Genomic DNA, 13650 nt, shown 5'->3' on the forward strand with positions numbered 1-13650 from the left:
GCTCGGTGTTGGATATCCCACTCTGGTCAGCTTTGCCAATTCCTCACTCCTCACTCCTCACTCCTCATTCCTACCTCTTTTCTCCACAACACCAATACCCCGATAACATTCGGCACTGCCATAAGTCCATTGAAAATATCCGACACTCCCCACACAAGCTCCATGCTCCACATCGTTCCAATGCACCCACAAACTATCGCCATGATCCTATAGATCATATCGCTCCGTGGAAAAAGATATCTCCAAGCCCTCTCCCCTATGAAAAACCACCCTGCCACTGTCGCTAATGCAAAAAGTATCAGCGAACCTGACATGAAATACTTCCCCGCTCCACCAAGAGCAGCATTGTAAGCCCTCACTGCCATATCCTCCCCCGTGAGGTCAGTTCCGCTTATTATTATCACCACAGCCGTCAGAGTGCATATGACAAAGGTATCTATAAAAACCTCAGCCATTGCCCATGTTCCCTGCAATTCAGGCGACTTTATCCCGCACGAGCTGTGTACTGCCACCGTCGAGCCTAAGCCTGCTTCGTTTGAAAACGCTCCACGCTTTAACCCCTCCACCATGGAAAATATTATCGTCCCTGCCACCGAGCCTGTTATGCAGGCTGTGGGGCAAAAGGCGTTTTTTACTATCATTGCTATCGCTCCTGCGGCTTTTAATGGGTGAAATATTATCACTCCCAAACTGCCGCCTATGAAAAGCACCGCCATTATCGGCACAAGCTTTTCGCAAAGACAAGCTGCTGAGTTTTTTCCCACAGCTACTAAAAATACGAAAATAAGCACCACAAGTGCAAATATATATGAGGGTATCCCAAACCCCTCTCGGGCAGCCGCAGCCGCCGAACCCGTCTGCACCATGTTGCCCATTCCAAGGGACGCACCCACCGTAAAAACTGCAAACAAAACAGCCGTGAGCTTCGTTCTGCCTATCTTTTCGAGATAAGCCGCCGCACCGCAAAGCTTTCCGTCAGAGCATCTCACTCCCAGATAGTTTTCGCAGTAAGCAAGCCCCATTCCGAAAAATGCAGACACCCACATCCAGAATACCGAGCCTGCACCCCCTATCCTGATACATTCCCCCACGCCCACCACCGAGCCTGTTCCTACAGTTGCCGCAAGCGCCGTGGAAAATGTCTGAAACTGCGAGAGAGAATCGCTTTCGGAGCTTTCTTTTTTAAACAGCATAAAAACCGTTTTCTTCATTATTTTTAAAATGTGTATCTGTGGAAATCCAAGCTTTATGCTCAGATATATTCCGCCCCCAAGCAAAAGTACCAAAAGCGGAACGCCCCACAAAAACGAATTTATCTTGTTTATTATAGCCGTAAGTTCCATAGCTTTCCCCCGAAAACACTTTTTTCGTGCAAATAATTGCCTTATAAATGATATGATATAAAAGGGAGATTAATTCTTGAAAACTGAGATAACCATACATACAAATACGCAAAAAAACAAACAGCGAGGTGAACGTCCTCAAATGCACAGATATAAGCCCTCAAAAATACCGCTTTTTATCTTCTGGGCTATCCTTGCGGTAATATTGTTTCTTATCCGCTATGCGGTCAATCTCATAGAAAAACTTATCCCATTTTCCGTGAATTATATCCTTATGCCAATGTGGATAATCGCCGCACTTTTTTGCCTGTTGGTGCTTCCATTTTATTTCATCAGATCTTATTTCACCGTCAGCTCAAAAGAAGTCACCGCCTTTACAGGGCTTTTCTTTACCATGCGGCATTTTATGCCCACCTCGGCAATAAAATCCGTCACAACTATCATAACCCCACTAGGCAGTATAACAGGACTTAACTTCGTTGTCTTAAACGCCTTGGGCGCAAGACTTCTTATACCTTTTATGAGCCGCCGTGACGCCATGGAAATATCCGCCATAGTAAACAGCTCCATACGAAACAGAGAACGCAAAGAAGACTAGATACCAAAGACAGGAAAGGTTTAAATGAGCCGCAGAGAAACTATCAAAGAAAAAAGAAGCTGGCTGAAGAATTTCTTCGCCCACCGCCAGCACCCTATAATGATATTATCTTATACAACTAAATATATGTGGCTTCTTGCTATCCCTCTTGCCAAGTATCTCATAGCCGCAAAATTCAACTTTCAAAGCTGGTTTCAGGCACATTGGGTTGATATCCTCACTATCACATTTATCTTCGGCTACGCTTTCCTGCGCTGGATATTTGTCTACTATGAGCTTGAAGAAGATTGCATCATAGCCCACACAGGCTATTTCGGCATAACACGAACTAAGGTCTATTTTGCCGAGATAAGCTCATTGTCACTGTCACAAGGATATATTTCCAGACTTATACATTCCTGTGCCGTATACATAGACACCGATGCAAAATCACTGCAAAATGCAGATATAATGCTCACCCTTACAAAAAAACGAGCCTTTGAGCTTTATCATTTTGCCACTGCCAAATGCAAAAACAAACCTAAATATGTCTACAACTCAAAGAAAAGCCTGCTCGTTATATTCTCTCTCATCTTTTCATCAACTCTGTCAGGCATGATAATCGTGCTGTCGGTACTTTACGAAGCATATAGGATAGTAGGAAGAGAGGCGGAGGAACAAATACTCCGCAGAGTGAATACGGAGATAGCAAAAGTTCCGGTGCTTGCAGAAGTGCCTGAATATATCCTTATCGCAGGCGGTGTGCTGGCAGGAGGCTGGCTCATATCATTTCTGTCGAATCTTATGCGCCACTGGAATTTTTCCTGCACACGCTGTGCCGACCTTTTCATAATCAGAAGCGGGATAGGCACAAGACGCAGACACGTCCTCTATAGAGATAGAGTAAACTATATCGACCTAAGACAATCATTGCTTATGAAGATATGCAAAATAACCTCTGTGTCTGCCCACTGTACAGGATACGGAAAAAGACGGCTTGAAATATCAGCCCTTATACCGATAACGACAAACGGACAGGTTGACCGCTCCCTGAAGATGCTCATGCCGAAAATACCGCCGGTGAAAAGCGACATCTCCACAGGAAAAGCCGACCTTGGCAGATTTATAACGATACCGCTCATATGCACGTTTATACCCATCGTATCAGGAAGAGGAACGCTTTACTTTTTTCCTAACTGGAAAAGAGAAATAACCATACTTGTTATACTAACTACCATACCATTGCTGTGGCTCGTGATAGTCAAGGCGGCGGCAGCGTTCACAACATCAATAGGCTTTGAAAACGGGCATTGTACATTGTCATATTGTAAATGGTATAGCTTTCATAAATCAATAGCCGCACTTGACAGAGTGTCAATGGTAACTGTCATGCAAAATCCGTTTCAGAAGATAAGCCATACTTGTGCCGTGAGAGTTTATACCAATTCGGAGAGTACAGACTATCATACTGTAAAGGGACTTAATTATGATAAGGTCATAAAATTGTTGAACAGGAATGGGTATGCGGTGTGAAAAAATGAGGAATGAGGAATTAGCATAGCAGACCAAAGTTACCCCCTCAGCACCGAGCTAAGCGATTTTGCAGCGGTAGAACTTTGGTGTAGGGGCTGGCGCCCTCGACAGCCCGATATCGAAGCGGCTAAGCTTGGAATTTTCACGAATGAAAAGAAGCAGACAATGTTGTGAATTGTTGCGCCGAACTTTGTGCGGATAACGCAAGCTCGTACAGGCAAATAGGAAATGGGCTGTCGAGGACGCCAGCCCCTACACAGTTTGATAAACAAATATCATCAGGGACGACCACCTCGTCCCCGATTTTTTTATTCAAAAAATTTTTTTCACTGCAACATTTCAGTGAAAAATATACACTTATATTATGACGGACGACAGGGGGGATCAGATTGGACAAAAAGGGAAGAAAAAAGCTCGCAGAACTTGCGGTGAACGGCGATACGGACGCCTTTTCTAAGCTCTATGGAGAGATATATAAGGAGCTTTATTATTACGCCCTCGCTAACCTGCAAAATGCCGAGGACGCCGCCGATGCAGTGCAGGACGCTGTGCTGGACGGCTATATGAGCATCTCCTCGCTGCGGAAAAGCGAAGCTTTCGATAGCTGGATGTTCAAAATTCTGGTCGCCAAGATCAAACAAAAACAAAAGGAATACGCCCAAAGACGCTCTAACCTCGATTATATTAATGAAAGCGACGCAATAATCAAGGACGAAAACGGATTCGAGCGGTGCGAGATCTTAGAAGAGTTTGCTGATCTCAGTGAAGCGGAAAGACTCTGTATATCACTTCACTGTATAGCAGGCTACAAAGGCAGGGAGATAATGGAGATAACAGGTATTAAAGATACGACAGTCCGTTCCCATATATCCAGAGGTAAAGCAAAAATACGCAGTAAGCTGTTTGGAAAGGAGGTGACATGATGAGAAATTTAAGAAAACGCAGAAAGCTTATCAGACAAATGGAACAGGCAAACAAAATTCCTGATAAGCTCATGCCCCAGGAAATAAAAGATATGCTGGACGTGGCAGGCTTCAGACCCGTTATCGAAAATACTCCAAATAGTGCAGAGATAAAAATAAACAGCGGCAGAAGCAACGCCCTGAGATGTCTGGCTGTGGTGGCGGCTTTCGTCCTTGTGGTAGGCGGATTTGCTGTGCTTAGGTTCAGCAATACCCAGTTCGTCAAAAAATACCCCAGTTCCGCTTCTTCACAGTCCGCTGACGCCTCAGGTCTTGACGGCCTCCGTGGAACGACCTATAAGGGTCTTTACAACTATATAAATAGCAACAGCAAAAACATAGAGGACTTTATAGTTGACAATAGCTATATATTCAAAAATATCGACGCTTTGTCTGTTGATGACGATGACTATGTGGCTTTGTATAAGCAGGCGCTCAGAGATCACCAGCTCACCCCTAACCCCGCTGATATACAGCTCACTCGCTCAGGCGTGGATATCACCCCCACAACCAGCATAGATGAGCTGGAAACAAACATAACCTACGGAAACGCCCATTTCATTACTGACAATGGCGGTATCGACGTTTATATTACCCAAAACGGAAATATCACAAAGTCAGAACAGGATATCTTTGCGGAAACCTTCCTTAAAAAAGGTCTTGTTGACATTGCCGAATACGAACAGTACGGCTGTAAGTTTGCTCCAAGCGTTGTTGCAATGTATTTGGATAATAACGAGCTTTACGCTTTCTTCGACTTTATCTTACCCGTGAAGGCAGGAAAGAAAAACCTCGATATCGAATACTGCGGAATGTGCGTGTTTGACGTGAGCGACCCTGAGAATATCAAGCTCATAAGCGAGTTTGAACAGCCCGGCGTGCTGGAGGGCATAAGAAAAGTTGACGGAAAATTTTTCATCGTGTCACGCTACACCCGAGCGGCTTCACTGCTCTTAGATGACCAAAAGCCCGAGGATATCGCACCAGTGCGATACATCAATGGTGAAAAACAGCTTTTTGAAGAAAGTGAAATGTATATCACAGCCAGAGATAATACACCGTCCATGATCCTGCTTTCGTCCTTTGACGGAAAAAATCAAGGCTCATACATGGCTTCAAAGCTTATCGCCTGCGGTGAAAGCAGCATCTTAATGGGAACAGACAACATTTATATTTTAAGAGCATATGGCTTTGAAAAAACAGACGATGATTACAGCACAGTGCCAACAAGAGCGCTTATTACAAGAATAAACTACGGTGGCGGCGACATGGAGCTTAACAAAACTCAGACCGTCACAGGCGCAGACGCCGAGCATATAAGCCACGCCATATCAGGAGATGAGTATAACGGCAGATTGTCGCTGTTCTCAAACGACTCTGCAAACATTTACGATATCAGCACACACAATATCTATTATAGCGGCATTAATATCTGCACCCTGTGGCTTTTTGACAATGACCTTGGCGTCCCTGTGAAAAAGACCCTCACATACGAGGATATCGACTTCGAGAGCGTAAGATATAACACGTTCTATCATTCTATGCTGTATGTTTACAGAGATTATTCTTCCGCATATAACAATGATGACACTTATCAGCAAGCGAACAATATCCAGCTTGATGAAGTATATGATTTCTCAGACCCTAACAAGATAACTCAGGTGACCCCTGATGATAAAGTGATAGCAGTGTCAACGGCAAACAACATTTTCCATTATGGACTGACGAACTATAATGACGATATCGCAGTGCGCACCGACAGCACGTCATTTGACTCTTTCAGCGTAAAGATACTCGACAAGAGCAAAACAGAAAAGCAAGAAACGCTTTTATACGGCTCAAGCGGCAAGGGCATAGCGAATGCTAACGGCACAGTGGATCAGGTGCAGGTTTATGACACAAAGGTAGTAAAGAAATTCAACTTCTTCAAGACTATACAGGAATACAAATATCACGAGAAAGAAATGGAAACAACAGTTGACGGAAAGGATATGACCCAAAGATCCGCAAGCACTGTTTCTTCAAACTCCATAATAACAGACAACGAAAACGAATATATAGCCATACCATTCTATGACATAACCACAGTAGGCAAGACCGATGACGGCGACAATTGGGAATATACCTATTATGAAAAAACTATTGAAAAAATTCTGGTAATGAAATATAACATAGAAACCAAAACCTTCAGCGAGTATGGAACTATAAAGCTTGACGAATATACAGATTATTTTGACGATTATTTCGATCAGGCTAGCGAAGACGAGATCACGGCTATGGTCAACGACAATGACCAGAGAGATCGTTACCGCAGTGCATTCGTTCAGGACGGATATATTTATATCTTCTCCGACAGACAGATACGCTCATACAGCTATGACGATCTCTCAAAACCCGTAGACAGTGTAGCCATAGTTAAATAGCATTACACCAAATTTCCCCTTTAGCACCCGACGGATAAATTTCTGTCGGGCGTTTTTTTGCTAAAACGTTTTCGTTATTGCACACAAATAAAGTCGCCGCAAATTGTATAGTATGTACAATAAATGTTCACAGTAATATAACCAATTGAAACTCTGTTTGTGCTAAAATAATATGGTTTTAGGAATAAATATAAGACATAAATAGGAGAAAGAATTATGAAAGACCTAACGAAAGGAAATATCACAAAGCTGATATTGATGTTTTCCCTGCCCCTTCTGCTTGGCAACATTTTTCAGCTTTTTTATAATCTTGCCGACACCCGTATTGTGGGTCAGACCCTAGGCAAAAACGCCATAGCCGCCCTTGGTGCAACTTCATCAGTGAACACCGTCATAATAGGCTTTCTGAACGGTCTTACAAACGGCTTTGCCCTTGTGACAGCACGCTTTTTCGGTGCAAAAGAGTTTGACCGCCTGAAAAAGTCCGTCGCCCACGCCCTTACCCTAGGTATCGCAACGGCAATAGCCCTCACCGCCCTCAGCCTTGCCTTTATCGACCCACTGCTGAAAGCGTTGAACACGCCTGACAACATCTTTAAGCAGGCAAAAACCTACATAGTCATAATCCTTGCAGGAATGATAATATCAATGTTCTATAACATCTGCGCAGGTGTCCTCCGTGCAGTGGGCGACACTGTTTCGCCACTTATCTTCCTTATAATATCAACTATCGCTAATATCGGGCTTGACCTTCTCTTTATCCTTGGCTTTAAAATGGGTGTTGAGGGCGCGGCATATGCCACCCTTATCGCACAGGGTATCTCAGTTGTGCTTTGTGTAATATACATCATTAAAAAACACAAATTTCTTATCCCATCAAAAAGCGACTTCCGCTTTAACTTCAAGCTTGCAGGAGATATGTATGCAACAGGAGTTTCAATGGGACTTATGATATCTCTCGTTGGTATCGGCACTGTTATAATGCAGGGCGCAATAAATATCTTCGGCACTGACATAATAGTCGCCCACACCACCGCAAGAAAAATATCTGAGATCTATATGCTCCCTATATCAGTTTTCGGTGCAGCTTCAGCAACCTTTTCAAGCCAGAACTACGGTGCAGGCAGGATAGACAGAGTAAAAGAGGGCGTGAAAAAAGCGACCCTCATAACATGGGGCTGGTCTGTTATCGTAATAGCCGCAACATGGCTTTTCACACCATTTTTCGCACACCTTATCACAGGTATCAGCGACCCTGAGATAGTGGGTACAGTGGAAAAATACATGAAAATAAACACAGCATTTTACTTTATCCTCGGCATAGTAATAGTTTTCAGAAACGCACTTCAGGGCGTAGGAGATAAGATAACACCTATAGCTTCAAGCATAATAGAGCTTTTGGGCAAGTTCGCAGTGGCAATGATACTCGCCCCACGCATGGGATATTTCGGCATCATGATAAGCGAACCCCTTGTGTGGGCAGGCATGGCTGTGATGCTCGGCATAGGCTTTGCCGCAAATAAGACCTTCCGTAAAGAGAATATCCCAAATACGGCAGAACAAATGTAAATAGTTTGTTAATTCACATAAAACAGATAGCTCCCTATGTAGAAAAAAGTAAGCCACTATTGATTTTATCAAAGAAACGTGTTATAATTAGTAAAAACATACAATCCACAAAAGTGTGGCTAACATACCATAGACGTGAAAGGGGGAAATGCCTGCAAACGGCAGGCATGACAGAAAAAATGCTTTCAAAAATATTGTCAAAAGAGGAATGTGCAAAGTGCAGGATATGCTGTTGCTTTGACAGCTATGATATATGGGAAACACCATATATCTCACAAACGCTTGCAAGCAAGATATTGCAGGAATATACCCCTAAGCAGGAATTTATAAAGAAGGAAAACCATTTCTTGTTCAAAATGGATAAGGAACAGAATGCAGACCTGTATTATTGCCCAATGCTGGATAACGAGAAGGGCTGTATATTAGGCGACGACAAACCGTTCGACTGCAGGATATGGCCGCTGAGAGTAATGGCGCTTAACGAAACTAAAGTAATAACATTGTCGCCGGTCTGTCCTACTATGAATGAAAAGTCCATAAAGGAGCTGACGAAAACGGCTAACGAGCTGGCAGATCAGATATTTGAGTATGCAGACGAAAATCCGGAAGCCGTGAAACCGTATCTTGACGGCTATCCAATATTGGTGGTAGAGGGCAAGAAATATAAAGATACACTTGTATGATAAAAAGGGCAGCAAATTCGCTGCCCTTTTATTCTGCCTAAAACATATCCAGTGCGGTGTTTCTATTGTGTAGGGGCTGGCGCCCACGACAGCCCGCACCTGCTTGATGCTCAACCATGCGGTATATGCACAATATTTCCCAACACGGCACGTCTACACAAATTCGTGATAAAACCAAACCTTATCGCTCTCAGAACGGGACGTCGTATTTTTGCAAAGCAGAAATTGCGCCGCTCCCCTACAGTGAGTTTGTGCGGTTATCATGAATTGCAAGCAGCTTACCTCAAAAACAAATAATAAATAAGTCCGTAAAGCACACTAGCCAAAGTGCCGTAAAGAATAACAGGTCCGCTGATAATGAAGATCTTCGCCCCAAGCCCAAGAATATATCCCTCCGTCTTGAACTCAAGAGCAGGCGCCGCCACAGAGTTCGCAAAACCTGTTATGGGTACAAGCGTACCTGCACCTGCATGCTTCGCTATGCGATCATACCAGCCAAGACCTGTGAGAAGAGCCGATAAAAATATCAAAGTTATTGATACCGACATTGAGGCGTTATCCTTGGATAAACCTAAATATAAATACATATCCATAAGCGATTGTCCAATAACGCATATAAGTCCGCCAAATAAAAACGCCTTTGGTATGGTCACCCACCACTTTGTCCCCTTTGACGCCTCTTTGTACATCTCGCTGTATTGTGCCTTGCTCAAATTTATATCCATTTCTTTCGCTCCTTTTTTTCTATCATGTTTGCACCTATTGTTCCTCAAAAATCAAAGCTTATTCATATTTTAAGTGCACGATTTTCGCATGATTTGTTCAATATGTTGCTGTAAGGTTAATATTTTTATATAGTTTCAACAAGTTTTGTGTAATGTAAACGATTTATCATATGGAAATTTGTTAAAATAGTATCTTGAAAAAAATGCGAAAATTTTGTATCATATTCATTAGAGATATTCTATCTTAGGGGTAGTGTAACTGCCATTATTTTTCAGGAGGTTATTATAATGAAAGCTAAAAAAATTCTTGCTGCTGTCACAGCTCTTTCTCTGACAACAGTAGTATTCGCATCATGCGGCGATTCAGCTGATTCTTCAAGCTCTACTGCTGCCGTAACAACAACTACAGCTGCTACTACAACTACAGCTGCAACAACTACAACAGCTGCTACAGAGGATTCTGCTGCAACAGGCGGCGGAGCAGGCGACTCTGCTGTAGCAGCAGACAGCACAGCTGACTCAAAGACAGAGGGCGGTGACTCTGATTACACACCTGTAAAGACATTCAAGGGCTATGACGCATTCCTTATGTTCGGTGACAGCCAGTGGCTCTGGGGCAACTGGGAAGGTCAGGGCGAACCTGAAGCTACTAAAGCATTCGGCGTTGACGCTGATGTAACAGGCGACGGTGAGTACACAGTTTCTATCACAAACGCTTCTATATCTTATGACGATCCAGACGAGGGTATCAACCCACAGATCGCTCTTGACGGCGACTATGCTGTTGGTGCTGAAGGTTGCGTAGTAATGTGCGTTGATATCATCGGTCTTCTTAACGGCGAAAAACTCAAGGGCACAGGCGATCCTAAGACTGATAAGGAAACTCCAGGTAAGTACAACGCTGACGATCTCAAGGTAGAGCTTAAGTCTATCAAGGCTGACGGTCAGGAAGTTGCATTCGATAAAGCTAAGATCAAGTATGGCAACATCGAGGACAACAACAACTGCTACAGAATCGAGATCTACAACGATTACGGCGATACAGCTAAGGATTCTCCTATCGACAAGGACAATATTGCATTTGAGGACAGCCTTGAGATCACATTCTCTATCGAGGGCCTTTCTGAATAATTTTTCATGAAAACTAAGAGCAGACCGCAATATGGTCTGCTCTTTTGTATTTTTATACATTTTCCAGTGACAAAAAGTGTGACAGATTTTTTTGAAATAGCTGTCACACTTTTATGTTGACATGAAACTAAGGGGAATATATAATAATAGTATTATAGTAATTCTATAATATCATCACATATTTTATTAATCCCCTAAGAAAAAAGCCGTGGTACCCTTTCTTACCACAGCTTTTTTCTTTTTTTATCCACTTTTGTTATCTATTCCGCCTGACTGTCTTCCACCAGACCGCCGTTATCCGCCATAAGCTTGAATTTTATCTCAAACTCTTTCTCATCACCGCTGTCCGTCTTGCGATATACCTTGCAGGCGACTTCATCTCCTGCCTGCTTTCCTGAAAACAGCGACGCTATATCCACCTCTCCTGCGGTGGACTTTCCGTCTATTTCCGTGATGATATCGCCCTCCGCAAGGTCTGTGTTGGCAACGTCACAATCAGGGTTTATGGACACAATACAAATACCCGGCTTTATGCCGTATATCTCAGCAGTGGTGTCGCTGACAGCATAATAAGTCACACCTATCTTTACTCTGCCTGCCACATAGCCCTTTTCCATAAGCTCCTCAATAACAGGCTTCGCCTCGTCTATAGATACCGCAAAGCCTATGCCCTCATAATCGCTTGAAGCAAGCTTCGATGAGGTTATCCCTATGACTTGCCCCCACATATTGAACAGCGCTCCACCTGAGTTACCAGGGTTTATGGCTGCGTCTATCTGTATGCAGTTCATTATTATTGACGAGTTTTCAAGCCTTATCCTGCGGTTCACACCTGACACGATACCCTTTGTCACAGTGCCGTAATAGCCCGCCGGTGAGCCGATAGCGACTACCTCTTCCCCTGCATTTACCTGAGTTGAATCACCGAACTCAGCCGCCTGCAAGCCCTGCGCCTGTATCTTTATCACCGCTATATCCGTGGCAGAGTCCTGCCCCACCACCTTGGCTTCATACTCCGAATTGTCGCTTAGAACAACTTTTATGCCCGACTCTGCCGCATTTACAACATGAGCGTTTGTGACGATATATCCGTCAGCAGACATTATAACACCGCTGCCCTGACCTGCCGCAACATATCCACCCGAATTTTTGTAAACCTCTATAGATACCACAGCGGGAGAAAACCCCTTTGCGATACCCTCGGCAGTGTATCTTCCGTCAGCCTGATAAAATTCATCGTCAAGCTTCGGCTTGTCAGCCACAGGAAGCGTAAAGCTTATCTTCTCGTCCCCTGTAACAAGATTTCTCACCCAGCCGCTTCCCCTTATGGAGGTTATTGATATGGCTATTCCGATGCCTACAAAAAGCACCATAAAGCACAGTCTTGCAACTGCATGGCGCATACGCTCTCTGTGGCGGCTTCTTTTTCTTGCCGAATCAACAGCCGACCAAAAATCTTCGTCCACCTTATGAGCGGCTACCGCTCCCTCAGGCAGCTTGTAATGCCCAGTTTCTTGGGCTGTATCTTCATTTTCATCATGCAGACAAGGCTGCTCTTCAAACTGCTCCATATGAGCCTCCTAGTCGCCCTCCGCCTTGTTAGGCAGCGTGAACACAAATTCCGTATACTCGTTCTTAACGCTTCGTACCATTATCTTGCCCCCGTGGAGCTTTATGATAGAACGCACGATATTAAGTCCCAATCCAACGCCCGTCTTGTCAAGTCCTCTTGACTTATCGGTCTTATAAAATCTGTCGAACACCAGCGGAAGCTCGTCCTCAGACAGACCCTCACCGCTGTTTCTGATAGAAATGCTTGTCATATTGCCCTCAGGCTCAAAGTGAAACTCTATATAACCGCCCTTGTCAACGAACTTTATGGCGTTCTCTATCAAGTTATACATGACCTGATGCACAAGGTCATTATCCGCATAAAGGGTCACTCTGTCAACGTCAAGACCCCTTATCTCTATCTGCTTTTCCTCAAGCCTTGGCTCAAAAGTCACAAGGGTATCGACTATCGGCTCAAGCACAGAGAAATACTGCAAATTAGGTTTAAGCTCGCCTGCCTCGATCTTTGCAAGATTGAGCATACTTCTTACGAGCCTTGCAAGTCTGTGTACCTCAGAGGAAATTATCTTAAGATAATATCTCTCCTGCTCCTTTGGTATGGTGCCGTCAAGCAGACCGTCCACAAAACCGCCTATAGACGTCATAGGCGTTCTAAGCTCATGAGAAACGTTCGCAAGGAAGCTATTTCGCATGGTGTCATAGCTTTTCAGGCTGGCAGCCATATCGTTGAAAGCGTTGCTGAGCTGTTCAAGCTCCGAGGTTGAATAATCAGGCAGCGTGACAGAAAAATCTCCTGCTCCTATCTTCTTTGAAACCTCCGCTATCTCTTTTATAGGCTCTGTAAGCTTCAGCGTCATAAAATATACCAGAAACATTACTATGACCAGAACTATTATAGCGGAAACTATAAATATTTCCATTATGTTGTAGGTGTAGTCGTCCTGAGCCGCCTTTGAACTGAATGCAAGCACATAATATTCAGGTCCATTCGCTTTGAACGACTTACCTATCACATGATATATAGCATCGAAAGCTCCTCCGAGGTCCGAATAAACATACTCGCAATTGTCAGAAAAAGCTTCAAGCTCATGGACAGATATATTATGAGGGCTGCACACAGGATCCTTACTGG

The 13650-nt window shown here is 43.9% G+C and carries 11 protein-coding genes; 7 read left to right on the forward strand and 4 right to left on the reverse strand.

Annotated elements, in window-relative coordinates:
- Positions 1–50 precede the first annotated feature (50 nt).
- The gene (locus QVO88_RS12085) at positions 51–1343 is read right to left on the reverse strand and encodes a sodium:alanine symporter family protein (protein WP_022288707.1); all 1293 of its coding nucleotides are present in this window, start codon (positions 1341–1343) and stop codon (positions 51–53) included.
- Between the two features lie 142 nt (positions 1344–1485).
- Here QVO88_RS12085 and QVO88_RS12090 point away from each other — a divergent pair, with 142 nt between their 5' ends.
- The 6 genes from QVO88_RS12090 (at position 1486) to QVO88_RS12115 (ending at position 9090) form a co-directional block, all read left to right on the forward strand.
- Complete coding sequence (locus QVO88_RS12090) at positions 1486–1941, forward strand: hypothetical protein (RefSeq protein WP_046440618.1); 456 nt, start codon at positions 1486–1488, stop codon at positions 1939–1941.
- 24 nt (positions 1942–1965) lie between these two features.
- Positions 1966–3453: a PH domain-containing protein gene (locus QVO88_RS12095; protein ID WP_022288709.1), complete on the forward strand. Its 1488-nt coding sequence runs from the start codon at positions 1966–1968 to the stop codon at positions 3451–3453.
- A 389-nt stretch (positions 3454–3842) separates the two neighbouring features.
- Complete coding sequence (locus QVO88_RS12100) at positions 3843–4376, forward strand: RNA polymerase sigma factor (RefSeq protein WP_022288710.1); 534 nt, start codon at positions 3843–3845, stop codon at positions 4374–4376.
- The gene (locus QVO88_RS12105; RefSeq protein WP_288178048.1) at positions 4376–6838 is read left to right on the forward strand and encodes a hypothetical protein; all 2463 of its coding nucleotides are present in this window, start codon (positions 4376–4378) and stop codon (positions 6836–6838) included. The genes QVO88_RS12100 and QVO88_RS12105 overlap by 1 nt, the downstream gene beginning before the upstream one ends.
- Before the next feature lie 216 nt (positions 6839–7054).
- Positions 7055–8407: an MATE family efflux transporter gene (locus tag QVO88_RS12110; protein ID WP_022288712.1), complete on the forward strand. Its 1353-nt coding sequence runs from the start codon at positions 7055–7057 to the stop codon at positions 8405–8407.
- A 167-nt stretch (positions 8408–8574) separates the two neighbouring features.
- Positions 8575–9090 carry a hypothetical protein gene (locus QVO88_RS12115; RefSeq protein WP_242989446.1) on the forward strand — a complete coding sequence of 172 codons (516 nt, stop codon included), beginning with the start codon at positions 8575–8577 and terminating at the stop codon, positions 9088–9090.
- A 278-nt stretch (positions 9091–9368) separates the two neighbouring features.
- Here QVO88_RS12115 and spoVAC read toward each other — a convergent pair whose 3' ends face one another.
- Complete coding sequence (gene spoVAC / locus QVO88_RS12120) at positions 9369–9815, reverse strand: stage V sporulation protein AC (RefSeq protein ID WP_022288714.1); 447 nt, start codon at positions 9813–9815, stop codon at positions 9369–9371.
- Positions 9816–10103: 288 nt separating this feature from the next.
- Here spoVAC and QVO88_RS12125 point away from each other — a divergent pair, with 288 nt between their 5' ends.
- Positions 10104–10946, forward strand: coding sequence for a hypothetical protein (locus QVO88_RS12125; RefSeq protein WP_022288715.1), 843 nt, complete (start codon positions 10104–10106; stop codon positions 10944–10946).
- Between the two features lie 260 nt (positions 10947–11206).
- Here the strand turns inward: QVO88_RS12125 and QVO88_RS12130 are convergent, their stop codons facing one another.
- Positions 11207–12517 (reverse strand): S1C family serine protease, encoded by a 1311-nt coding sequence (locus QVO88_RS12130; protein WP_022288716.1) that lies wholly within the window; start codon positions 12515–12517, stop codon positions 11207–11209.
- 9 nt (positions 12518–12526) lie between these two features.
- Positions 12527–13650 (reverse strand): HAMP domain-containing sensor histidine kinase (locus QVO88_RS12135; RefSeq protein ID WP_288178049.1); only part of this gene is annotated, 1124 nt, incomplete at its 5' end.

Source organism: Ruminococcus sp. CAG:57 (assembly GCF_000435935.1).
Lineage (GTDB): Bacteria > Bacillota > Clostridia > Oscillospirales > Ruminococcaceae > Hominimerdicola > Hominimerdicola aceti.

What these genes read in the sequence shown, in the direction of transcription:
- QVO88_RS12125 (WP_022288715.1), top strand. Translation starts at nt 10,104, where the DNA reads ATGAAAGCTAAAAAAATTCTTGCTGCTGTCACAGCTCTTTCTCTGACA.
- QVO88_RS12090 (WP_046440618.1), top strand. Translation starts at nt 1,486, where the DNA reads ATGCACAGATATAAGCCCTCAAAAATACCGCTTTTTATCTTCTGGGCT.
- spoVAC (WP_022288714.1), bottom strand. Translation starts at nt 9,815, where the DNA reads ATGGATATAAATTTGAGCAAGGCACAATACAGCGAGATGTACAAAGAG.
- QVO88_RS12085 (WP_022288707.1), bottom strand. Translation starts at nt 1,343, where the DNA reads ATGGAACTTACGGCTATAATAAACAAGATAAATTCGTTTTTGTGGGGC.
- QVO88_RS12115 (WP_242989446.1), top strand. Translation starts at nt 8,575, where the DNA reads ATGACAGAAAAAATGCTTTCAAAAATATTGTCAAAAGAGGAATGTGCA.
- QVO88_RS12105 (WP_288178048.1), top strand. Translation starts at nt 4,376, where the DNA reads ATGAGAAATTTAAGAAAACGCAGAAAGCTTATCAGACAAATGGAACAG.
- QVO88_RS12110 (WP_022288712.1), top strand. Translation starts at nt 7,055, where the DNA reads ATGAAAGACCTAACGAAAGGAAATATCACAAAGCTGATATTGATGTTT.
- QVO88_RS12130 (WP_022288716.1), bottom strand. Translation starts at nt 12,517, where the DNA reads ATGGAGCAGTTTGAAGAGCAGCCTTGTCTGCATGATGAAAATGAAGAT.
- QVO88_RS12095 (WP_022288709.1), top strand. Translation starts at nt 1,966, where the DNA reads ATGAGCCGCAGAGAAACTATCAAAGAAAAAAGAAGCTGGCTGAAGAAT.